We start from the raw sequence: 23,397 nt of genomic DNA, 5'->3' as shown, positions 1-23,397 counted from the left end.
TTTAAGTGTTTAGTGATTAGCGTTTGTTTTCGCTGAAAAGTAGAACGCCTATTTTGAAGCCCATCACGGGATAAAGACCTGTATAGGCAGGTCTTAAAATATTTTCATCAAGTGGTCTTTGGCCTTGAATATTGTTGAGGCGATGTGTGTATTTGTAGCCAAAGCCTATGTAACTGTCTATTACAAAATGTTTTACGCTGACATTCATGCCCATTGTGGCAAAGGAATTGTAGCGCAAATATTTTTGATTGATATGAACGCCTTCAGCAAATATGTCAGTCGTCGTAAAATCGCCTTCTGTGTGCAAATAGTTTAGCCCTGCCCCGTAGCCAAAGTAAAATTGCGTTAAGTTGTCCTGTAACTCATTGTTGTCGTTGCCCAAATACAATTTGTGTTGTAGTTCTACGCCTAATCCGAAAGTAGATTTGTTATGAACACCGCCTGTTTCCCAATAGATATTATGGTAATATCGCGGAGCAACGATCAAAGATTGCGTTGAAAATAAGGCATTTGGCCGATATTTTTTGCTGAAAATCTCAACGTCTAAGCGCAGTTGCTCGGCTAAAAGATGCGGAAGATTGACCATTACGCCATATTTACGCGGCACAACTTGCACCGAATCGGTTTTATGGTTGTTGCCAGCCCAAACTGAAATACTGTTGAAAACTATGGCTGTTAGCAGAACAATAAATGTTTTGTTTAATTTCATAAAAGTAAATTTTAGGTGTTAATAGATTTACTAAAAATGGATGCAAATATATTCTTTTGCCAGCATAAAATTATATAAAAAAAGCTACTTCCCGAAAATAGAAGTAGCAATGAAAATAGAAATATTTATTTTTTTGAAAAAGAGTTACAAACTGCAAGGATTAAATTTAATTTCGAACCTTAACGCAAGTTTTATTGTCCAAATTGTACGCCAGCTTTCAGACCCAATACAGGATAGAAGCCATTGTAAACAGGGTTCGTGAAATTCTCATAAGTAAGTTCTGTGTTATTTGACTGGCTGATTTGGTGAGTGCCTTTGTAGCCTACACCTACATACGAATCTAACACCACGTTACGACCCAAAGCAAGTTGCACGCCAGCCGTTGTATAGCCCTGATAACGAATTAATTGCTTGTGGATATTTTCATCTGCTCCCCAAAACTCAGTGAGTTTACCTTCCAAATTCAGGTAATTAGCACCTACGCCATAGCCAACATATAGTTGAGAATTAGGATTTTCTTTATTTCTAAAATATAATTTGTGGGCAAGGTCAAGGCCGTATCCGTAAGTCTTGTTATTATCAATAGTTCCAATAAACCACTGATAATCATTGTAATAACGAGGAGAAATACAGAACGATTGTCTAGCGAAAGTAGCTTCAGGGCGAATTTTTTTGCTAAAAATTTCTATATCCGCACGCAACTGACTTGTAAGCAAATGCGGTAAACTCACCATTACGGCTACTTTGCGGTGTTTTGTTTTTTGGGTTGTCTCGTCTTCTTGGTCAAAAGCAAAATCGCTTTTCGGACGAGCTCTTTCTCCAATCATATAACCTAATTTAAAGTTAACGGTCGGTACGATGCCTTTGTAACCAACATCTTGAGGGCGGCCATTGATGCGTTCACTTTTGGCCACGTTGTTCAGGTAAGCAACATTCTGATAAGCCCAACCAAAATAAGTATCCAGCATAAAACCATTACGGAAAACCAACTCTGTTCCGATATGTCCAAATACTTGTTGGCGCAACATTTCTTGGTTTACCTGATAATACACTGTTTCAGTGCGATGATTAAATCCCGAATAGATAATTATTTCTTTTTCGCGCGAGCCGTTTAGTTTGGTATAGTCTAAGCCTAAGCCATAAGCCAAATATGGACGGAAAACGCGAGAAGGGGAGGCATTCACGAAGTGTTTGCGAGCGATGTTTACGCCATAAGCGGCAGCTGCTTTTTTATTTTGCATCAAATCGTCTAATGTTTGTCCGCGTCGGTATATAACTGACAATACGGTGGCTTTTTCCGTAAACAAAGCATTTTTTTGATAGTTTTTACCGAATAGCTCTACCGAGGCTATACCAAAGATGCTTTTATTGATATTGTTCCAAAATGGTGTAGCCGTGATAGCAACGCGGCGCGGTGCGGAAGGTGTAGCCGAAGAGTCAGCACCGCTATTGTTTGCCCAAAGGGAGCTACTTGCCAAAAGTAAGGTAGAAAGCAGAATTGCGGGTTTTTTGTTTGATTTCATAAAAAAGGAATGTTTAAGTGTTAATACAAAGTTGTGTAAATATTTGAATTTTATTGAGCAAATACTGTGCCAATTATTCCTTTTAGGCTTATTATCAAGGATTTTATTTTTTGTAATTTGTATAATTTTGATGTATTATCTGTTGGTTTACAGAAGTATATACTTTGTTTTGTGCAAATGAGTTCGGAGATGAAAGGCGTATGTTTTACGGCTGAAATGAAATAAAAATAGCGTAGCCATCACAGCCACGCTATTTTTATTTGATAAAGAAATTTTTGGGGATTTAGTCGGCGATGCGCAAATCGTAACCCAAAGCCATGAGTATCAGAATGGCCAAACCCAACGCGATGCGGTAATAACCAAAGGCTTTGAAGCCGTATTTGGTCAGTACGCCAATAAAAAATTTGATGGCAATCATGGCCACCACAAAAGCCACTACGTTGCCGATAGCCAACAGCGACAAATCGGCTTGCATCAGCATTTCGCGTTCGTCGTACATACTTTTGACGGTTGCTCCGAACATGGTCGGCACGGCCAAGAAAAACGAAAATTCGGCTGCCGTTTTGCGGTCGAGCTTCTGCGTCAGGCCGCCTATGATACTCACCGCCGAGCGCGACATCCCTGGAATCATGGAAATGGCCTGAAACGTCCCGATAATTGCGGCTTTTTTGTAAGTCATTTCGTTTTCGGGCATTTCTTCATTTTTGGCAAACCATTTATCTATAAAAAGTAAAATAACGCCACCGACCAACAGCGTTACGGCCACCACCGTTACGTTTTCCAGTAGCGCATCAATTTGTTTTTTGAGTAAAAGCCCCAAAATTGCTGTTGGAATAAATGCCGCTAACAGCTTGAAATAGAAATCGAAATTTTTGAAAAAACGTTTGAAATACATCACCACTACCGACATGATCGCTCCAAGCTGAATGCAAACCATAAACACTTTGGTGTACGCGTCTGCTCCGATGCCCATCGCCGAAGCGGCAATAACCATGTGACCCGTTGATGAAATCGGCAAAAATTCTGTAATACCTTCGATAATCGCTAAAATGATAGCCTCTAAAATTGACATAAACTAAAAAATAGTATAATTTAAGGTTGAAGACTTAAGTGTGTAAAAACAAAAATGCCCACAAGAAATGGATTCTTGCGGACATCGTGTAAAAGAATTATGCTTGTTCTTGCTCTTTTTCTTTGTAGAAAATCGCGAAAATTTCGAGAATGAAACCAATCATTACCACCAAAGGACCAAGCGTAATGCCCATGAAACCAAAGCCGTATTCAGTTTTGTCTAACGTCATAATCAGGAAGCCAACCAAAATAATGGCGATGCCTACGATCATAAACAAATAGTTTTTACGACCAAAAATTAAATTGTTATTTTTTGATAAATTCATCGTTTTTTATATTGAGGAAAGTTTTAAAACAAGTAAAATTTAATACAATTCGTCCAGCGAAAGACTCACAAAACGGCGCACAGAAGCCAGCGTACTCAAAGCCCCAATCACACAGCCCACCACCAACAACGAAATAAATAAGCCTGTTATTTCTGTGGAGTTTTGTAATTGTTTGAGTTCGGGAATGAGATTGTTGGCGTATTGCAGCAGCGAAGAAAGCAGCAAGGCTGCCAAAACACCGCTAATTAAACCCTGAAAAGCGGCTCGAAATACAAAAGGACGTTGAATGAACCAAGACGTAGCCCCCACCAATTGCATACTGCGAATAAGAAAACGTTGGGAGAAGACGGCCAGTTTGATGGTGTTGTTAATCAGCAAGATAACTGTCAGGATAAGCACAAAAGAAAGCGTCAGTAACACCAAGCCGATTTTGGCGATATTGTTATTGACAGAATTGACAAGGCTTTCGACATATTCTACTTCAAACACGCCGTTCATTTTTTCGATTTCGCGTTTGATTTGTTTCATTTTTTCCGTGTCGGAATAGTCGGCACGGATACGCAACACGAAGGCATCGCGCAGGGGATTTTCACCCAAAAGTTTAATGAAATTCTCGCCCGTTTCGGCAATGAAATTCTCGGCGGCTTTTTCTTTGGAAATGAATTTGATTTGGGATTTGCCGCTTTCAGTGTCCACGTAAGGGGTGGCCGCTAAGGCGTTTTGCAATGCAAGTCGTTCTGTATCAGCAATATTTCGTTGCAAATAAACGCGTACCTCAATGTTTTCGCGGATAAGCTCGGATAGGCGATTGGCGTGCAGCAGCACCAGCCCAAACAATCCGATTACGAACAGAGCCGTAACAATACTCAACACTACGGTAAAATACGGGTAGCTACCCAATGTCTTCTTTTTGTAGGAACGATTATTAGCCACGCAGCAATATTTATTTAATTGAAACTAAAAACAATCTAATTCAGAGGGCAAATATAGGGTAAAAATAAAAGTTTGTAAGAACTGGCTTTATTTTTTTCTTTCAGATATAAAATACTGCATGAGACTGGAATTATAAATGGTATGGGGTGTAATGCTCCCGCAAAGGCAAATTGAATTATAGTGTTTTGGGATAGGAATTGAACTTTGTTTTGTGTTTGATAATCAGTTATATAAAAGTATTAAGATTCTTAACAATTCCTTTACATAGGATTAGCAAGTCATTCACGAAGCCGCTATAACTTGCAGCAGTTTAATTATTTCACAAACCTTTAATTTTCATTTTATGAAATTAAAATTTTTACCTCAAATCTTTTTTAGTTTCTTGACCTGCTCATTGTTGGCGGTTAGCGTTGCTTTTGGGCAAGGTGTAACGTCGGCTGCAATCAATGGTTTAGTAACAGGCATGTCGAGCGAACCACTAATTGGTGCGACGGTAGTGGCTGTGCATACACCAACAGGTACAAAGTACATGACAGCAACACGTGTTGACGGTCATTTTAATATTCCTAACGTGCGCGTAGGTGGTCCTTATCTCATTACGGCTACTTATATTGGTTATGAAGAGCAAAAAGAAGAGAATGTTTTTTTGAAATTGGGAGAAACATTTGACGCGGTATTTATTTTGCCAGAAGCAACCAAAACTTTGGGCGAAGTAGTAATTAGAGGTACCTCCGATGAAATTATTAACGGAAATCGTACGGGTACGGCCACGAACGTAAGTAAAGAACAAATCGCGGCTTTGCCAACGCTTTCGCGTAGCTTCCAAGATTTTGTGCGTCTTACGCCACAGGCCGCGACCAACAGCCAAACAGGTTCTACTTTCTTGGCAGGTCGTAACAGCCGTTTCAACAACATCCAGATAGACGGTGCTTCAAACAACGACTTGTTTGGTTTGGGTAGCACTGGTGCGCCAGGTGGTCAGGCAGGAACTACGCCTATCAGCTTGGACGCTATCGAAGAGTTTCAAGTAGTGATTTCTCCTTACGACGTGCGTCAAGGCCGTTTCAGTGGTGGTGGTATCAATGCCGTTACACGTAGCGGTACAAACCAGTTGAGCGGTTCGGCGTTTTTCTTTGGTCGTAACCAAAATACAGCAGGCCTTAGCCCTGAGCCAAACAGCAAAGGCGAACGTACTAAGTTGGATAAATTCTCTGATTATCAGGCTGGTTTCCGTGTAGGCGGTGCGATTATCCCGAATAAATTATTCTATTTTGCAAACGCTGAAATGACTCGCCGTAGCGAACCGCTTCTTTTCAAAGTGGGTGCTGCTGGAGAAACTGGTTCTGACCTTGTAAACTTCGTGAACCAAGACCAATTAGCTTCTATCTATGATATTTTGAAAACAAAATACGGTTATGATGCGGGTTCGTATGGCGATGTGAGCAAGAAAACAGAAAGCAATAAATTCTTTGTTCGTTTTGACTATAACTTAAACGACAAACACCAACTTACTTTGCGCCTCAACATGGTGGACGCATTGCAAGACGAAATGACGCGTAGCCAAACAGAGTTCCGTTTCTCTAATAATGGCTACCAATTCACGAGCAAAAACACCAGCTTAGTATTTGAAGTAAAAAGCCGTTTCAGCAACCAAGTTTCTAATAACTTGATTATCGGTGCTTCGGCCATCCGCGACAAGCGCAATACATTGGGCGGTTTGTTCCCATCGGTAACTATCAATATGGGTAGCGGTAACGTGATTGCGGGTTCGCAACGCAGCTCGGTGTACAACTCACTTGATCAAAACGTATTGGAAATCACCGACAACGTAAACTATTACGCAGGCAAACACTCGTTTACATTTGGTACAAACAACGAATTTTTCTCGTTTGATAACCTCTTCGTAAATGATGGTTATGGTCGTTATGATTTTGGTAGCTACGCGGATTTTGTAGCGGGTAGCAGCTCAGCCACTACGTTCCGTTACCGTCAAAACTACGCATTGGCCAACGGCAAATCTTCTGCGAAATTTGGTGCGGCGCAATTGGGCGTGTATGCACAAGACGAATATAGTGTGTTGAATAACTTGAAAGTAACAGCAGGTATTCGTTTTGACTTGCCTTTGTTCTTCGACAAACCTTCTTACAACAAGAAAGTGGATTCGACTTTCGCAGCTAATTATGATGGTATTAGCACCGATAAATTGCCTAAAACGCGCGTGTTGTTCTCTCCACGTGTAGGCTTTAACTGGGACGTGAAAGGTGATAAAATGACGCAAGTACGCGGCGGTGCTGGTGTTTTCTCTGGTCGCGTGCCTTATGTTTGGATTTCTAACCAATATGGTGGTACTGGTGTAGATTTTGGTAGCGTAGATTTGCGTGGCACGGCTGCTCCTGCTCTTGGTGCAGTTGTTCCAGATTCTATTAAAGCTAAATATCAAAGTGGTGCAGCTTCTAAAGGTAGCATCGCGGTTACGAGCCGTAATTTCAAAATGCCGCAATTGTTGCGTTTCAACTTGGCGGTGGACAGAGCGTTGCCTTGGGGCTTAGTAGCAACAGTGGAAGCGATGTTTACCAAAACACTTAACGACGTATTGCCAAAAGATATTAACTTGAAATCATTTGAGCAGTCGAAAAAAGGCGGAGACTCGTTGCTTGTAGGTGATGGCCGTCCTGTATATCCTTCTCAACGTTTTATCAATAGTACCAACTTCAACAGCGTAATTTTGTTGGATAACACAAGCAAAGGTTACCAATACAGCCTTACTGCGCAATTGCAAAAGAAATTCGAACATGGTTTCTTCGCTACGGCAGCTTATACGTATGGCCAATCTCGCGATGTATATTCGGGTGGTAGCTCTACGGCAGCTTCTGTTTGGGAATTTAACCAACAAGTAGCAGGCCCGAACACATTGCCATTGGCTTACTCGCAGTTTGATATTCGTCATCGTTTGATGGGTGCTTTCTCGTACCGCAAAGAATATGCGAAACATTTTGCAACAACTGTTTCTTTGTTCTATAACGGCCAATCGGGTCAGCCATTCTCGTATGTTTATACCAACGACCTTAACGGTGACGGTGCTACAGCCAACGACTTGATTTATGTGCCTGCCTCTCGCGATGAAATTTTGCTTGTGCCTGCTAGTGCTTCAGATAAACGCTCTTTAGACCAACAATGGGCTGAATTGAATGCTTTTATTGATGGTGATGATTATTTGAAAGACCGCAAAGGTAACTACGCAGAACGCAATGCTGCTCGTACGCCTTGGACACATCGTTTCGACCTTCGTGTAATGCAAGAATTCTTTATCAATACTGCTAAAAACAAACATACGCTTCAACTTTCTTTGGACGTAATCAATGCAGGCAATATGTTGAATAAAGATTGGGGTAGAGACTATACCGTAACTAACCAAAGCTATGAACTTTTGAACTACAAAGGTTTGGATGCAGCTACTGGCCGCCCACAATTTAGCTTCGGTAGCGGTACGGCTTCTTCACCTACTCGCGCATGGCAAGTGAGCCAACTTAACTCACGTTGGCAAGCACAAGTGGGCGTGCGTTATATCTTCTAAGATTAAAATTAGTTGATTATCAAATATTAAACTCATAGAGTGCTGCGCCTAATGCAGCACTCCTTTTCACAAAAGATTTTAATGAAAATGAAAATAACTAACAAAATTTTGATAGCTGCTTTGGCTGCTTTTTCATTTGCTTGCGAAGACCCAGAGTATCCTACGCCAGTTCCTTCTACAGCTACGGCAACTACCAACGTGGCTGGTTTTAACTTTTGGGCAAATAACCAAAGCCTTGATTTCTTGTACGATAATGCCGCTGTTGGCCAAACAAATTTAGCTTTAGGGGCAAATTCGGGTTCTACGGCACTTTATTCTTCTGTAAAAACAGGTTTGCATACCATCGGCTTTGATTCTACGGGAAAACGTACAGCAACTACTACGCAAGCAACATTTTTGAAGGGTAAATACTATTCAGTATTTGCCACTGATGTAAGTGCTCCTCTTATTGTTACAGAATCTTTTCCTGCGGCAGTAGATGGCAAAGCGCAAGTTCGTTTCTTGCAACTTTCGGCTTCTGCCGACACCGCCGAAGTGGTGGATACGGCTACAGTTGCTAGCGTTATTTTTAGCTCTCGTGCTTTCCGTGCAGCTACTACTACGATCACGGCATTCAAAGCGATAGACGCTGGCCAAGTAAATTGGCGTATTAGACAAAATACAAAGAAAACAACAACCAAATACAGCCCCATTGACGTAGTAGAAACGTTTAGTGCAGGCAAAAACTATACGGTTGTTTTGCGTGGTAGCGTAACAGGTTCAGGCAGTTTAGGTTTGGGCTACACGGTTATCCAACACAACTAATATTGCTTGATAATTTATAATTAAGAAAAGCCTCCGAGCCGCTATGCTTGGGGGCTTTTTGTTTTGGATAAATGTTTCTATAATTTTGCATTCTGTTAGGTGTTATCTTGAATAAATTAAAATAAAAATATTGTAAGTGTTTTTTTTATAGGTTTTTGTTTGATAGCGGTATTCTAAAATTTAAATAAAAATTTATGAACAGAATAGGATTAGCTCTTTCTGGTGGCGGCATTCGGGGCATTGCGCACTTAGGTGTGTTGGAGTATTTGGAGGAAATCGGAATAAAGCCATCGCTTATTTCGGGGACAAGTGCAGGATCTTTGGTGGCGGCTTTTTATGCGGCAGGTTATAGCCCCAAAGAAATTCATGCCATTACCAAAGCCGAGAATTTTTTCAATTTCACGAATTTATCTATTATCAATGGAGGTATTTTCAAATCCAATGTGTTTGAGCGAATCGTGAAAAGTTATATTCCACACGATACGATTGGCAAACTCAAAATTCCTGTAGCCATTACGGTGACGGATTTGACCAATGCTCGAACGCGTGTTTTTGATACGGGCAAACTTTCTTTGGCCGTGCGTGCTTCGTGTTGCGTGCCGTTGGTGTTTCAGCCTGTGCGCTACGAGGATAGTTATTTGTCGGATGGCGGTATTTTGGATAATTTCCCTGTTGCGCCTTTGCGCGACCGCTGCGACAAAATTATCGGTGTAAATGTAAGTGCCGTAAGCCGAATTGATGGCCAATTGAGTTATAAACAGCTTATTCAACGCACCTTAGAACTCTCCCTCAACAATACCATAGACCACAAAATGGATTGGTGCGATGTGTATATCGAGCCACCCAATATCAGCAATTACGGTATTTTTGATTTTGATAAAATGGACGAAATATTTGAATTGGGCTACGTGCAGGCACAGAAATTTGAAGCTGAATTTTTGAAAATGCGAACCAATTAAACGTCAACCAACGAAGCGATAAGGGCATACTTTATCGCTTTTATTTTTGATAAAAAAGTAACTGTTGGCTTGCGAGATAGGTGTTTTTTTCAAAAAAAACACACAGTTTTTGTGCGGAAAGTTTGCTCAATTCAAAATACTGTTACATTTGCTCATTGCATCTGCTTGTTGGATGTAATGGATTTTTTGTTTGTTTAAACACGTAGATTGGTTATGAGTTTTTTATGTAAAAATCTCATACACAAGCTCTTATAGCCCAATCGAATATCTATGAAATTTACAAATTCTTCTCATGTTATTATTTTTGGCGGTGGGCTGGTAGGCACACTGTTGGGGCTTTATTTGGCTCGTAAAGGCTGTAAAGTAGATATTTACGAACGCCGAGCGGATATGCGTAAAGTGCAACGTTTTGATGGCCGTTCTATCAATTTGGCGTTGAGCGATAGGGGGTGGCGGGCTTTGCAGTCCATTGGCATTGGCGACGAGATAAAAGAAATTAGTATCCCGATGTATGGCCGCAGTATTCATAATGTAGATGGCACGGTTTCGTTTTTGCCGTATAGCAAAGATGGGCTTTGTATCTATTCAGTTTCGCGCGGGACGCTGAATGCCAAACTACTGGAGTTGCTTGAAAATGAACCAAATGTAGCGTTTCACTTCGAGCAAAAATGCGTAAAAGTTGATTTTGCGACTACGACAGCCACTATCCAGCACATGCCCACTGGCGAGCAATTTGCGGTAAAAGCCGATGCCATTTTTGGGGCAGACGGGGCATTTTCGGCGGTGCGTGCTTCCATGCAAAAAACGGATAGATTTGAATATCAGCAACATTACATTGACCATGCCTACAAGGAATTGAATATTGAGGCCTTGCCTGATGGAGGTTTTGCGTTGGATAAAAATGCGTTACATATTTGGCCACGCGGTCATTATATGATGATTGCTTTGCCAAATATTGATAGTACGTTTACTTGTACGCTGTTTTTTCCGTATGAGGGAGACCCGTCGTTTGCCACGCTTACGACACCAGAGAAAGTGGACGATTTTTTTTCTAAAACATTCCCTGATGCGCGGCCATTAATGCACCATTTAGAGGAAGATTTCTTTGCTAACCCGACTGCTTCGCTGCCTACGATTAAATGCTATCCTTGGACGCGCAACGCTACTTCTTTGATAGGAGATGCGGCGCACGGCATCACACCATTTTTTGGTCAGGGAATGAATGCTGGCTTTGAGGATTGTACGGTATTGAGTGAAGCCATCGATAATAGCGAAAGTTGGCAAGAGGCTTTGGAAGTGTATCAGCGTAGCCGTAAGCCAAATACTGATGCGATAGCAGAATTAGCCTTGCAAAATTTTATTGAAATGCGCGACTTGGTGTCTTCGCCTGCTTTTATTTTGCGCAAAAAAATAGAAATGCGTTTGCAAACATTGTTTCCAGAGAAATGGATTCCGTTATATTCGCAAGTTACCTTTAGCAAAGAGCCGTATAGCAAGGCTTTGGCTTCGGGGCAGGAGCAGGACAGAATTATGCAAATAGTGATGGCTGAAGAAGATATTGAAAACCAGTGGCAAAATGATGAATATTTGATAAAAATTGCTCAAAAAGTGGGCATTATTTAAAAATTATTCATTTTTTCTAAACTTTTTCTGTATTTACATTGTCTTAACATTGCAAACAATAACACAATAAAACAGCTTACGGAAGAATAAGGGAAATAAGATACTTTATTGTTAAAATGCCAAAATATGTGTTATAATGTTTGGATTTTAGGTGTTAATTCAATACATTTGTAATTGCTAACCAAAATTTAATAATTTCTTAACTAATTCTAAAGTGCTATGAGAAAATTCTTATCTCTTTCTGTGGCTAGTATGGCCATAGCATTTTCGTCTTACGGTCAGCTTTCTGGCGTAAAGACCATTAATCCTGCTGGAACAGGCGCGGATAACTATACTTCATTTACTTCGGCAGTAGCGGCGTTGAAAGTTGCTGGCGTAGGTCCTGGTGGAGTAACTTTTAATGTAACGCCAGGTGTTTACCCAGAGCGTTTTACGATTGACTCCCTTGCTACAGTGGGTGCAAGTGCTTCAAGCCAAGTTATTTTCCAAAAAGATCCTGCTGCCGCAGCTGAGGCAGGTGTATTTGTTCGTCCTGCTACTGCTGGTGCTACGGTAATTAACGTGTACATGGCATCTTGGGTTACACTTGATGGTCTTAATCTCGAAGATGGTGATGGTGGCAATGCGGCTAATCGTACCAATCGTGGTATGCAGTTGAGTGGTGCAGAACACTGTACTTTCAAAAACTTTACTATCCGTATGAACTCGCGCGGTCAGCTTTTGAATACAGCGTCTCGCGGTATCGCTTCTGCTACAAGTTTTGGCGCAGCTACTCGTCCATTACGATATAATACATTCGATAATCTTCGCATTGTAAGCGTTGGTAACCGTGCATTTTCATTATTTAGTGATTATCCTGGCTCTGCTACGGATGCCAATTTGCATGATAGAGGCAACATTGTAGTCAATTGTAAAATAGACTCAGCTGGTGGTGGTAATACAGGAGGAACAACTAATATCGCTTTCTTCCTTGAACAAGACAGTTTACATTTTGTTAATAACCAAATTACGAATGTGATTCACCAGCCTTCTACGGCTTCTGATATGACTATTTTGCAAGTTGGTTCTAATAGAGATAATGTTCCTACAAGGGGAATGATTATTGAGAATAATATCATAGATGCAGGGGTTGAAAACTATGTTGCTGGTGCATCCGAAATGGTTCGTAGTCAGATAACAAGTGGTACTATATTCAGAAATAACACTATCACTAATTTCGTTACTGATGATGCCGTAGGCTTTGTCAATTCTACTTGTACTGATTGTGAAGTGTATAATAATACATTCTCTAATGTAGAAGCTGGTGGCGGCGATTGTATTGGTATCCAGCCTATTAAAGACATGGGTGCTTCTAAACTTTATGGCAATACAATTACGAACTTGACCACAACTTTTGAAGACGGTACTGCACTTGGTATTGATGCTCAATTGCCTTTTACTCTTGATGTCTATGGCAATAAAATATCAAATATTTTTGTGTCCGATGGCGTAGTAGCTAATGCGATAGGTATTCGTTCATCTTCTGTTATAATAGCAGATACCGCATCAAATACAGGGGGGGTTGTTAATATTTACAATAACTTTATTAGTGGTGTTTATCTTTATAGTGCAGACATGACTGATGGTGGATTACCGTTGGCTTTTGGTATTCGCTCTATGGGCTGGACGTCGTCTGGTGTTTTGGTGAGTGGTGGAACTCAAAATATTAATCACAATACAATTGTGATGAATAGACCTACTGATTTAGTTGGTGATATTGCTCACAAATTTGCAGGAGTATATCTGTATGGTTCAGAGGACGACGAAGCTGATGTTGTATCTTTAAGAAATAACATCGTGGTAAACCGCAATACTTATGCAGAAGGTGATACTTCATTGTCTTACCTTGTTCGTTATGCTGGCGATGCAACTATTGCTAATGTAGAGTCTAACAATTATTTTGGCTTTGATACTACAAATGTTGCGTTAGGTGTTTATTATGACGCAGTGGCTGATGAGCATACTATTTATCCAACATTAGCTGCTTGGAAAGCTGCTGGCCTTGATGGTGCTGGTTACTCTGACTCAACTGAAGTGTCTTTTGTTGATGAAGCTGCTGGAGACCTACACGTTTCTACTGCTGATTACACAAATCCTGCTCTAAGAGCTCCACGCTTGTCTTTGGTTTCAACAGATGTTGATGGAACTGCACGTGCTAGTGCTGATACTCAAAAAGGTGCTGATTCACAAGATGGTGAGCAAAACTTGAACCCTTGGTCTGTGAAAGGAAATGCTGCTAAAGCGAAGTCTTTGACTGTATTCCCTAACCCTGCTACTGAGGTTGCTCGTTTCCAAATGACAGTAGAAAAAGAAACTGCTGCTCAAATCGTAGTACGCAACCTAATGGGTCAAGTTGTTGCAACTAAAAACGTAACACTTTACGCTGGTTCTAACACTACAGGTATCAATGTATCAGGCTTGGCTTCAGGTATGTATGTTTACAACGTAAACGTAAACGGCCAATCTTACGCTGGTAAATTCGTAAAATAATTTGAGTATAGCTTTTCGCTAAACTTATACGAAAAACCTCCGACAAACGTCGGGGGTTTTTCTTTTTAAGGGCTTTTGCAACAAAACTTGCCTGTTCGGTGTTTTAACAATATTTTTACCTCTCAATTCAAATCTTTTGTTCGATGACAACTGCTTCCCAAAATGCTGCTTTGCTGGATACATTAAGCCCCAAAGATTTTATCATAATCAAAGGAGCAAAGGTTAATAATCTTAAAAATTTGAGCGTAGCAATTCCGCGTTATAAATTGGTGGTGGTTACGGGGCTTTCGGGCTCGGGTAAATCCTCGCTGGCTTTTGATACACTTTTTGCCGAAGGCCAACGTATGTACGTGGAAAGTCTTAGTTCATACGCTCGCCAGTTTTTGGGCAGAATGGAAAAGCCTGAAGTAGAATACATCAAAGGCGTTTCGCCAGCCATTGCCATTGAACAAAAAGTAAATACCCGCAATCCGCGCTCTACGGTGGGAACTACTACCGAAATTTACGATTATTTTAAGCTGCTTTTTGCACGAATTGGCAAAACCTATTCGCCCGTGAGTGGGCAAATCGTGCGCCGTGATTCGGTGGGTGATGTGGTGAATTTTATTCAAAATTTAACCGAAAATACACGCTTGCTTATTCTCGCCCCGCTGGTGATACACGAAGGCCGCAGCATGGCCGACGAGCTGAAAATTTTGCTGCAAAAAGGTTTTACGCGTATTGTCGTGAAGGGCGAAACACTTTTTATCGAAGAGCTTACACCCGAAACTTTGCCAAGCGATTCGGAGAAAGTATATATTCTTATTGACAGAACTGCCGTCAAACACAACGACGATGACAATATTTTCCGACTTTCCGACTCGGTACAAACCGCTTTTTACGAAGGTTCGGGCTCGTGTGTGGTGGACGTAGTTGGCGATAAAGCCTATACATTTTCCGATAAATTTGAGTTGGACGGCATCGCTTTCGAAGAGCCGAGTGTTAATCTTTTTAGCTTTAACAATCCGTTCGGGGCTTGCAAAACGTGCGAAGGCTTCGGCAGGGTATTGGGTTTAGACCCCGATTTGATTATTCCAGACAAAACATTGTCGGTTTTTGATGGCGCAATTGCACCTTGGCGTGGCGAAGGAATGCGCGAAGAGTGGCTTAAGCCACTTTTGCGCAACGGAATCCGCTTTGATTTCCCGATTCATAGGGCTTACGAAGACCTCACGGAGGCCGAAAAAGAAGTGTTATGGACAGGAAATAAATATTTTGGCGGTTTGAATAGCTTTTTTGAGCACTTGGAGTCGCAGACTATCAAAATTCAGTATCGTGTGATGCTTTCGCGTTATAAAGGCAAAACAAGTTGTCCTGACTGCAAAGGCTCACGCTTGCGTAAAGATGCGGCTTATGTTAAAATTGGCGGCAAATCCATTACGGATTTGGTGTTGTTGCCTATCAAAGAAACACGTACGTTTTTCGAAACGCTCGAACTCTCGGATTATGAGGCGCAAGTAGCTCGCCAAATTTTGGCCGAAATCCGTAGCCGATTACGTTACATGGAAGAGGTTGGCTTAGGTTATTTGACCCTAAATCGACTTACTAATACGCTTTCAGGCGGTGAATTTCAGCGTATTAAGTTAGCAACCTCGTTGGGCAGTGCGTTGGTGGGTTCGATGTATATTCTCGATGAGCCAAGCATCGGTTTGCATCCACGCGACACGCAACGACTCATTGGCGTGCTTAAATCTTTGCGCGATTTGGGCAATACCGTCATTGTGGTGGAGCATGAGGAAGAGGTAATGCAGGCCGCCGACCAAATCATTGACATCGGGCCAGAGGCGGGTAGCGGTGGCGGAACGTTGGTTTTTCAGGGAGATTTTAGGGAATTAAATACTGATACCGCGACACAATCTTATACTTATAAATACCTGAATGGCATAGAGCAAATTCCTGTGCCGACCCAAAGAAGGCGTTGGTTTGATAACATCGAAATCATTGGAGCAAGGGAAAATAACTTGAAAAATATTTCGGTTAAAATTCCGCTTAGAGTGTTTAGTGTTATTACGGGTGTGAGTGGCTCGGGCAAATCAACACTTATCAAAAAAATCTTATACCCAGCTTTGGCCAAAATGCACGGAAATGCAGCCGACGAAACGGGGGCTTTTGACCGCTTGGCGGGAAATCTGGACATGATTACGCAAGTAGAATTTATTGACCAAAATCCAATAGGCAAATCTTCTCGCTCAAATCCAGTAACTTACATCAAGGCTTATGACGCGATTCGTAGCCTTTTTGCAGAGCAAGCATTGTCCGTAACGCGTGGTTATAAACCTGCTCATTTTTCGTTTAACGTGGACGGTGGCCGTTGCGAAGTGTGCCAAGGCGAAGGGGAAACGGTTGTAGAAATGCAATTTATGGCAGACATCAAACTCAAATGTGAGAGCTGTCATGGGAAGCGATTCAAGCAAGAAATTTTAGATGTGAAATACAAGGACAAGGACATTTCAGACGTTCTTGAAATGACGATAGAAGACAGTTTGGCATTTTTTGCGGACAAACCTCGGCTTACAGAAAAGCTAAAACCTTTGCAAGAAGTGGGCTTGGGTTATGTGCGTTTGGGGCAATCGTCCAGTACGCTAAGTGGGGGAGAAGCGCAACGCGTGAAATTGGCTTCGTTTTTGGGCAAAAATGCCGAACATAACAACGGTATTTTGTTTATTTTTGACGAACCGACTACGGGTTTACATTTCCACGATATTAGTAAATTGCTCAAAGCCATGAATGCGTTGGTAGAAAACGGCAATTCGGTGTTGGTAATCGAGCATAACACGGAAGTAATTAAGTGTGCGGACTGGATTATTGATTTGGGGCCAGATGGTGGCGACAAAGGCGGCCAACTTTGCTTTGAGGGAACGCCCGAACAAATGGCTGCGGTGGCTGATACCAACATTACAGCTCAATTCCTAAAAGAAAAGTTGATATAAAAATGACTTATTGCGTTGTTGTTTGTTTTTTTGGTGTGTAATCTATTTAATTTGGCCTAAAATTTGATTTTTAAGGTATAAATCCCTACGTTTCGGTTATAAAGTTTTTTAAATTATGGAATTGCTACAAATAGAACCTACGTATTGTACACCACACGTTAATTTTGGCGAGGAGGCAGGTATGCTTAGTATTTCGGGCTGCTCGTATAGCGAAGATGCCGTGGCTTTTTATCGTCCGCTTTTTGCTTGGATAGACCAGTACAAAGCAAATCCACAGGTGCAAACCGAGATAAAAATTTATTTTAAATATTTTAATACGGCTTCTGCTAAGTGTGTGTACGAGATAATGGCTAAGTTGTCAGCAGTTTGTTCCGAAACGAATAAATTAAAAATTATTTGGTGCTATGCCGCTGATGATGAAGATATTAAACAGGCTGGTATAGATTTTAGCGAAATTTTACAACTGCCCTTTGAATTTATTTCCATCGACGATACTAATGACGATGAGCAACAAAATCTTATCAATGGAAGTGTTTAAAATATCTATGTCAATTAATAACAAAAAGCCCTGAGCCTTAAATCTTGGGGCTTTTTGTTTTGGGGGAAAATAATCTTGCCGCGTTAATTTGCACTTTTTGTTTTAGCTCTTACGGGCAATTCACTACTTTTGCGCCGCAATAATTATTTTCTTTATACCAAAACAATGATTCAAAGAATACAATCTCTGTTGCTTTTGGGCGTGGCTCTTTGTATGGGTGCGGCTGTGGGCTTTGATGTCTGGACGAAAGGCAGCACTACACAAGAAGCGACGGTTTCGGCTTTTGTGCTTCGCCATCAGACGGTAGTGGCGTCGGGCAACCCTCAAATTTTATTAGAAAAAAACGTGTGGTACATTGCCGCACTCTATCTCGTGTCGGCACTTTTGGCCATCGCTACTATCTTTTTGTACAAGAATCGCAAACAACAAATGATGGTTTGTGCGGTTAATTCCTTGCTCATGACGGCGGCTTTGGCTGCGGCTTTGTTCACGACCAAAGAAGCCGAATTGCTTTTCGAACCGCAACGTTTGGGAAGCTACGGCATGGCGGTTTACATTCCGTTGGTGGCCATGTTGCTCAACTTGGTGGCACGTCGTTTCATTCGTCGCGATGACGAATTGGTGCGTTCGGCAGACCGTTTGCGCTAATCGTTTTTTACTAAAAATGTGTACGGAAAAGTTGGTGTGAGCCGCAAGGTTTACGCCAACTTTTATTTTATAGGCTTTCGGTAATGTGGCATTGACACGCATTGGTGTGTCTTTTATCGCTTGTACTAGTAAATACGCACGGTAGTGAATATCATTTACTATTCGTCTCGAACAATCAGCCACTTGCAACGAACAATCTATCATTTGTCTCGAACAATCAACCACTTGCAACGAAAAATCTGTTATTTGTCTCGAACAATCAACCACTTGCAACGAACAATCTGTTATTTGTCTCGAACAATCAACCACTTGCAACGAACAATCTGTTATTTGTCTCGAACAATCAGCCACTTGCAACGAACAATCTATCATTTGTCTCGAACAATCAGCCACTTGCAACGAACAATCTATCATTTGTCTCGAACAATCAGCCACTTGCAACGAACAATCTATCATTTGTCTCGAACAATCAACCACTTGCAACGAAAAATCTGTTATTTGCTCTATATGTTTGCGGATTTGTGCATGCATTGCGGCCTTTGCAACTAAATTGGCAACTACTTCGTTAGTAAAAAATATATCTGTTAAGTATTTCTTTATAATAATAATTTAGTAACAATGATGAAATTAGATATTTTGGTATTCGCGGCGCACCCCGACGATGCCGAATTGGGCTGCGGTGGCACAATAGCCAGCCACATTGCCAAAGGTAAAAAAGTTGGCATCGTGGACTTTACCAGAGGCGAGATGGGAACGCGTGGCACGCCGCACAAGCGCGATTTGGAAGCGGCAGAAGCCTCCAAAGTATTAGGGCTTACCGTGCGCGAAAACCTGAAATTTAGAGATGTTTTCTTTGAAAATAACATAGAACATCAGTTGCAAGTGGTGCAGATGATACGCCGCTACCAACCCGAAATTGTGATATGCAACGCCCCAGACGACCGACACCCCGACCACGGAAAAGCCTCTGCACTTACTTCGCAAGCGTGTTTTTTGTCGGGCTTGAGCAAAGTGCAAACCGTTGATACAGAAGAGCAATTGCAAACGGCATGGCGACCAAAAGCCGTGTATCATTATATCCAAGACCGCTACCTCAAACCTGATTTTGTAGTGGACATCACCGACTTTTGGGACACCAAAATCAATTCGATTCGCGCCTACAAAACGCAGTTTTTTGACCCCAATAGTGCCGAACCTCAGACCTATATTTCTCGCCCCGACTTCCTGAATTTTGTGGAAGCACGTAGCCGCGAAATGGGGCACCCCGTAGGCTTTACGTTTGCCGAAGGTTTCATCAAAGAAAGACATATTGGCGTGCGCGATTTGTTTGATTTGGCCTAAAAATTGGCTTTTATCCCTAAAAACAGAAACTTTAATAATATACAGAATGTTCTATTGATAGAATGTCTTTTTGTGAGGTTAATTGATTGTTTATCAATTTTTTATCTATCCAAAAAGAAAATTAAACAAACGCTTTCTTGGCATTCAACATATTATTTTGTTTTTTTGAATTCTTAAAATATTAGTAGAAAATGACAACAGAGAAAACACACTGTCTCATTATCGGTTCAGGTCCTGCGGGCTACACGGCGGCTATTTATGCTTCGCGTGCTGGCCTCAAACCTGTACTTTATCAGGGCGGGCAGCCTGGTGGCCAATTGACTATCACCAACGACGTGGAAAATTTTCCAGGTTATCCTGATGGCATACAAGGCCCTGAAATGATGATGGATTTCCAACGCCAAGCAGAGCGTTTTGGTGCAGATATTCGCATCGGTTTGGCCACGTCGGTGGACTTTTCGGGCTATCCGCACAAAGTAGTGATTGACGAAACGCACGAAATTACGGCGGATGCGGTCATTATCGCTACGGGTGCTTCGGCCAAATGGTTGGGTTTGGAATCAGAATCGCGTTTGAACGGTTCGGGCGTTTCGGCTTGCGCTGTGTGCGACGGATTTTTCTTTAGAGGTCAGGAAGTGGCCATCGTTGGGGCAGGCGATACTGCTTGCGAAGAGGCAACTTATTTGTCTAAACTTTGCAAAAAAGTCTATATGCTTGTGCGCCGCGACGAAATGCGTGCTTCTACCATCATGCAGAATCGCGTAAAAAATACGCCAAACATTGAGGTTTTGTATAATACCCAAACGTTGGAAGTATTGGGCGAACACGCCGTAGAAGGCATTCGCGTAGAAAACATAGCGACCAAAGAACAAAAAGAAATTGCGGTAACTGGCTTTTTTGTGGCAATTGGCCATGAGCCGAACACGGGCATTTTCAAAGGGCAATTGACAATGGACGAAAACGGCTATATCATTACCGAAAAAGGTAGTGCGCGTACCAACGTCGAAGGCGTGTTTGCTTGCGGCGATGCGCAAGACCACGTGTACCGCCAAGCCATTACGGCAGCGGGTACGGGCTGTATGGCGGCACTGGATGCCGAACGTTTTTTGGCTGCGAAAGAAATAATTGCTTAATGTAACTCGTTCATAAACAAAATACTTGTTTGTGTTATATGCGTTTAGCCTTATCAGACTTTCGGGACTGGTAAGGCTAAATAGTTGTTTTGGGTAACCATTGTTCCCAGTATTGTATTGAGTAGAATTTTTATTTTTGATTGAATGTTAAAGAAAGTTGGATTCGTGATTTTGGCTTGTTTGCTCATTATCGCAACGCTTTTTGCCGATGTATATGGCAAGCAAAAAGGCAAACACAGAAAGAAACGTAAAAAGCCTATCAAGAAAGATTTGATGCGCGTAAAAGCTCCGAAGATTAGTTCTAAGAAAAATGTAAAATACGGCGCAGCGAAGAAAAGTAGTAATAAACGAAGAAAAACCAATGGCGTAAAGAAAACAATTACACCGCAAGTAACAGACCTTACGCCAGCACCAAAGAAACATTTTGTAGAAGATTCTACGATTAATATTCCTGTAAAACCACTGCCAATCATGGCCGAAGATACCAGCACCATTGGCGATGGCGAATTGAGCATCGTGGAGGAGGAAGAAGAAGTAAACGTAGATTCTACTTGGGTAAAAGCTACCGAATATTATGCCATTTGGGATTCTAAACGCGTGAATCCGTACCGCATAGACGGCACGCAATTTGCAGATACAATCAATATTTTACTGTACGATACGGCTAAAAACCTGAACTGGGCTATGCCGCTGAAGGACACCTACATTACGTCGCGTTTTGGGCGTAGAGGCTACCGTTTCCACTATGGCACAGACTTAGAACTGGATACTGGCGACAGCGTTTTTGCGGCGTTTGATGGCATCGTGCGGGTGCGACACTACGACCGCAGAGGCTATGGCAATCACTTGGTTGTGCGCCATTACAACGGCTTGGAGACGCTTTACGGGCATTTGAGCCGTGCGGAAGCCGAACCGGGACAATTGGTGAAAGCGGGGGATTTCTTAGGATTTGGGGGAAGTACAGGCCGCTCATCGGGGCCGCACTTGCACTTTGAAGTTCGCTATCAGGGCAACCCGATTAACCCTGAAGATATGTACGATTTTAGGCACAAAAAATTATATTCAGACGAATTTGTACTTACGCCTGGTACGTTTAACTATATCACCAAATCGGCGCGAAAATTATCTTACCATCGCATCCGTTCTGGCGATACGTTGGGCGGCATAGCACGCAAATACGGCACTACGGTTCGGTATTTGTGTCGTGTGAATGGTATTTCGCCGCGCTCTGTGTTACGGGCAGGCCGACGATTAAGAATTAGATAAATTCAGAATGGGTATTCGTAATCAACGGATACCCATTTTTTTTGTAAAAAAAATAGGTTTTTTGAGCTTGATTTTTGAATAAAGTATAAAAATTGATGAGTGTTTTTTTAACTTTGTGTATAACCAATCAAAAACTCTGTTTTATATGTTCAAAAAACTCTTCTATGCAGGCACACAGCCGCATTACTCTGAAAGCCTAAACGAAAAAATTGTCCTAACCAACCAAGTAGCCATTGCGCTTTGCGTGATTCCGCCTGTTTTCTTGGCAGTTGCGTGGATATATATGCCTGTGTTGTCTTTTTTGCCTATTGCCTCCCTTATTATCCTGACGGGGTCTGTTGCACTCAATCATTTTGGCTTTCATACTTTGCCGCGCATTTTGGTTTCGATTATGCCGACTGTGTGCGCGGGGACGTTTTATGTGGCCGCTTCTCAAAACGAAAACGAAGTATTTCTGGGTTTTTACCTTATGATTTACAGCTTTTTTACGCTCCCCTTCTTGTTTTTTGAACTCGAAGATACTTGGGAACTGGTGTTTACGATTGGCGTTTGTGCGGTGTTCAATATCGGGCTTCCGTATTGGAATGAGCTAATTACGTTTGATGTGGACAGTAGCATTTTGAGTAGTAGCGTCATCAATACGATTTCGGTGGTACTGGCTGTTGGTGTTGTTTCGCTTTCGATGGTTATTTTTAAATTGATTGAAGGAAAAAATAATAACAAAGTTCAGAAGCTCTTGGATGAAAGCGAGCTCAAAAATAAAGGGATTGAGAAAACGAATCAGGAAATGAACGCACTACTCAAAGAAATGGAGTTGGCGCGTAAGGATGCCGAAATGCGTAACAAAATCGCAACCACTACCAGTGATTTTAATGCGCTTATTCGTCAAAACCAAGGCAGAGAAGAAGCTTTTGATTGGATGATTAGCTTTTTGGTGAAAAGCGTAAACGCTTCACAAGGAGGGATTTATCTTTTTAATAAAAAAACAGAATCACTTTCTCTGAAAGCCTGCTATGCTTATAACCGCAAGAAGCACGTAGAAAAAACAATTCGTTCTGGAGAAGGCTTGTTGGGAGCTTGTTTTTTGGAAAAAGATATTATTTACCTGAAAGAAATCCCGAAAGAATACCTCAATATCACGTCAGGTTTGGGCGAAGCACCGCCGCGTAACCTTATCATTGTCCCGATGATTTATAACGAAAATTGCGAAGGTGTCATCGAAATAGCTTCCTTTTATTTGTTCTCGGATTATGATAAAGATTTGTTGCTCAAATGTGGCGAGATTTTGGCCGCCAACGTGTTCAGCGACAATATTAACCGAGAAACCAGAATGCTGCTCGAACAGTCCCAAAAACAAGCCGAAGACCTCCGCGCCAGAGAAGAGGAATTGCGGCAGGCGATGGAAGAAATGGAGGCGAGTCGCGAAAATTATGAACGATTAAGTAACTAAT

Annotated in this window: 17 protein-coding genes; 12 read left to right on the top strand and 5 right to left on the bottom strand. The window is 41.7% G+C overall.

Annotated features, from left to right (window positions below; translation table 11 throughout):
- Positions 1-16: 16 nt before the first annotated feature.
- The 5 genes from BM090_RS00755 to BM090_RS00735 form a co-directional block, all read right to left on the bottom strand.
- Positions 17-709, bottom strand: a complete 693-nt coding sequence (locus BM090_RS00755; RefSeq protein WP_091505800.1) for a hypothetical protein — start codon at positions 707-709, stop codon at positions 17-19.
- A gap of 191 nt (positions 710-900) precedes the next feature.
- Entirely contained in the window at positions 901-2,232 is a 1,332-nt protein-coding gene (locus BM090_RS00750) for a hypothetical protein (protein ID WP_091505797.1), read from the bottom strand.
- Between the two features lie 283 nt (positions 2,233-2,515).
- Entirely contained in the window at positions 2,516-3,304 is a 789-nt protein-coding gene (locus tag BM090_RS00745) for an undecaprenyl-diphosphate phosphatase (protein WP_091505795.1), read from the bottom strand.
- 97 nt (positions 3,305-3,401) lie between these two features.
- Positions 3,402-3,629, bottom strand: coding sequence for a DUF3098 domain-containing protein (locus tag BM090_RS00740; RefSeq protein WP_091505792.1), 228 nt, complete (start codon positions 3,627-3,629; stop codon positions 3,402-3,404).
- A gap of 39 nt (positions 3,630-3,668) precedes the next feature.
- Positions 3,669-4,562: a cell division protein FtsX gene (locus BM090_RS00735; RefSeq protein ID WP_091505790.1), complete on the bottom strand. Its 894-nt coding sequence runs from the start codon at positions 4,560-4,562 to the stop codon at positions 3,669-3,671.
- 343 nt (positions 4,563-4,905) lie between these two features.
- Here BM090_RS00735 and BM090_RS00730 point away from each other — a divergent pair, with 343 nt between their 5' ends.
- The 12 genes from BM090_RS00730 to BM090_RS00675 all read left to right on the top strand — a co-directional run bounded on the left by BM090_RS00730 (position 4,906) and on the right by BM090_RS00675 (position 23,396).
- On the top strand, positions 4,906-8,136 hold the full coding sequence (locus BM090_RS00730) for a TonB-dependent receptor (RefSeq protein ID WP_091505787.1): 3,231 nt from the start codon (positions 4,906-4,908) through the stop codon (positions 8,134-8,136).
- An 87-nt stretch (positions 8,137-8,223) separates the two neighbouring features.
- Positions 8,224-8,940, top strand: coding sequence for a DUF4397 domain-containing protein (locus BM090_RS00725; RefSeq protein ID WP_177199798.1), 717 nt, complete (start codon positions 8,224-8,226; stop codon positions 8,938-8,940).
- Positions 8,941-9,134: 194 nt separating this feature from the next.
- Positions 9,135-9,899, top strand: coding sequence for a patatin-like phospholipase family protein (locus BM090_RS00720; protein WP_091505781.1), 765 nt, complete (start codon positions 9,135-9,137; stop codon positions 9,897-9,899).
- 270 nt (positions 9,900-10,169) lie between these two features.
- Positions 10,170-11,522 (top strand): FAD-dependent oxidoreductase, encoded by a 1,353-nt coding sequence (locus BM090_RS00715; RefSeq protein WP_091505779.1) that lies wholly within the window; start codon positions 10,170-10,172, stop codon positions 11,520-11,522.
- Positions 11,523-11,741: 219 nt separating this feature from the next.
- A complete protein-coding gene (locus BM090_RS00710) occupies positions 11,742-14,051 on the top strand; it encodes a T9SS type A sorting domain-containing protein (protein ID WP_091505776.1) in 2,310 nt (769 codons plus the stop codon).
- A gap of 143 nt (positions 14,052-14,194) precedes the next feature.
- Positions 14,195-17,020, top strand: coding sequence for an excinuclease ABC subunit UvrA (gene uvrA / locus BM090_RS00705; RefSeq protein ID WP_091505773.1), 2,826 nt, complete (start codon positions 14,195-14,197; stop codon positions 17,018-17,020).
- 115 nt (positions 17,021-17,135) lie between these two features.
- Positions 17,136-17,558 carry a DUF1987 domain-containing protein gene (locus BM090_RS00700; RefSeq protein WP_091505770.1) on the top strand — a complete coding sequence of 141 codons (423 nt, stop codon included), beginning with the start codon at positions 17,136-17,138 and terminating at the stop codon, positions 17,556-17,558.
- Between the two features lie 165 nt (positions 17,559-17,723).
- Positions 17,724-18,206 (top strand): DUF4293 domain-containing protein, encoded by a 483-nt coding sequence (locus BM090_RS00695; RefSeq protein WP_143083827.1) that lies wholly within the window; start codon positions 17,724-17,726, stop codon positions 18,204-18,206.
- 621 nt (positions 18,207-18,827) lie between these two features.
- The gene (bshB1, locus tag BM090_RS00690) at positions 18,828-19,547 is read left to right on the top strand and encodes a bacillithiol biosynthesis deacetylase BshB1 (protein WP_091505765.1); all 720 of its coding nucleotides are present in this window, start codon (positions 18,828-18,830) and stop codon (positions 19,545-19,547) included.
- Positions 19,548-19,738: 191 nt separating this feature from the next.
- Positions 19,739-20,680, top strand: a complete 942-nt coding sequence (gene trxB / locus BM090_RS00685; RefSeq protein ID WP_091505763.1) for a thioredoxin-disulfide reductase — start codon at positions 19,739-19,741, stop codon at positions 20,678-20,680.
- Positions 20,681-20,824: 144 nt separating this feature from the next.
- Entirely contained in the window at positions 20,825-21,946 is a 1,122-nt protein-coding gene (locus tag BM090_RS00680) for a peptidoglycan DD-metalloendopeptidase family protein (protein WP_245756660.1), read from the top strand.
- Between the two features lie 145 nt (positions 21,947-22,091).
- Positions 22,092-23,396 carry a GAF domain-containing protein gene (locus tag BM090_RS00675; protein ID WP_091505759.1) on the top strand — a complete coding sequence of 435 codons (1,305 nt, stop codon included), beginning with the start codon at positions 22,092-22,094 and terminating at the stop codon, positions 23,394-23,396.
- Position 23,397: the final 1 nt, after the last annotated feature.

Source organism: Flexibacter flexilis DSM 6793, assembly GCF_900112255.1.
GTDB lineage: Bacteria > Bacteroidota > Bacteroidia > Cytophagales > Flexibacteraceae > Flexibacter > Flexibacter flexilis.
Note: the sequence above shows the minus strand (reverse complement) of the source record. Positions and strands in the feature narration are given on the sequence as shown.

What these genes read in the sequence shown, in the direction of transcription:
- BM090_RS00755 (WP_091505800.1), bottom strand. Translation starts at nt 709, where the DNA reads ATGAAATTAAACAAAACATTTATTGTTCTGCTAACAGCCATAGTTTTC.
- BM090_RS00750 (WP_091505797.1), bottom strand. Translation starts at nt 2,232, where the DNA reads ATGAAATCAAACAAAAAACCCGCAATTCTGCTTTCTACCTTACTTTTG.
- BM090_RS00745 (WP_091505795.1), bottom strand. Translation starts at nt 3,304, where the DNA reads ATGTCAATTTTAGAGGCTATCATTTTAGCGATTATCGAAGGTATTACA.
- BM090_RS00740 (WP_091505792.1), bottom strand. Translation starts at nt 3,629, where the DNA reads ATGAATTTATCAAAAAATAACAATTTAATTTTTGGTCGTAAAAACTAT.
- BM090_RS00730 (WP_091505787.1), top strand. Translation starts at nt 4,906, where the DNA reads ATGAAATTAAAATTTTTACCTCAAATCTTTTTTAGTTTCTTGACCTGC.
- BM090_RS00725 (WP_177199798.1), top strand. Translation starts at nt 8,224, where the DNA reads ATGAAAATAACTAACAAAATTTTGATAGCTGCTTTGGCTGCTTTTTCA.
- BM090_RS00720 (WP_091505781.1), top strand. Translation starts at nt 9,135, where the DNA reads ATGAACAGAATAGGATTAGCTCTTTCTGGTGGCGGCATTCGGGGCATT.
- BM090_RS00715 (WP_091505779.1), top strand. Translation starts at nt 10,170, where the DNA reads ATGAAATTTACAAATTCTTCTCATGTTATTATTTTTGGCGGTGGGCTG.
- BM090_RS00710 (WP_091505776.1), top strand. Translation starts at nt 11,742, where the DNA reads ATGAGAAAATTCTTATCTCTTTCTGTGGCTAGTATGGCCATAGCATTT.
- uvrA (WP_091505773.1), top strand. Translation starts at nt 14,195, where the DNA reads ATGACAACTGCTTCCCAAAATGCTGCTTTGCTGGATACATTAAGCCCC.
- BM090_RS00700 (WP_091505770.1), top strand. Translation starts at nt 17,136, where the DNA reads ATGGAATTGCTACAAATAGAACCTACGTATTGTACACCACACGTTAAT.
- BM090_RS00695 (WP_143083827.1), top strand. Translation starts at nt 17,724, where the DNA reads ATGATTCAAAGAATACAATCTCTGTTGCTTTTGGGCGTGGCTCTTTGT.
- bshB1 (WP_091505765.1), top strand. Translation starts at nt 18,828, where the DNA reads ATGAAATTAGATATTTTGGTATTCGCGGCGCACCCCGACGATGCCGAA.
- trxB (WP_091505763.1), top strand. Translation starts at nt 19,739, where the DNA reads ATGACAACAGAGAAAACACACTGTCTCATTATCGGTTCAGGTCCTGCG.
- BM090_RS00680 (WP_245756660.1), top strand. Translation starts at nt 20,825, where the DNA reads ATGTTAAAGAAAGTTGGATTCGTGATTTTGGCTTGTTTGCTCATTATC.
- BM090_RS00675 (WP_091505759.1), top strand. Translation starts at nt 22,092, where the DNA reads ATGTTCAAAAAACTCTTCTATGCAGGCACACAGCCGCATTACTCTGAA.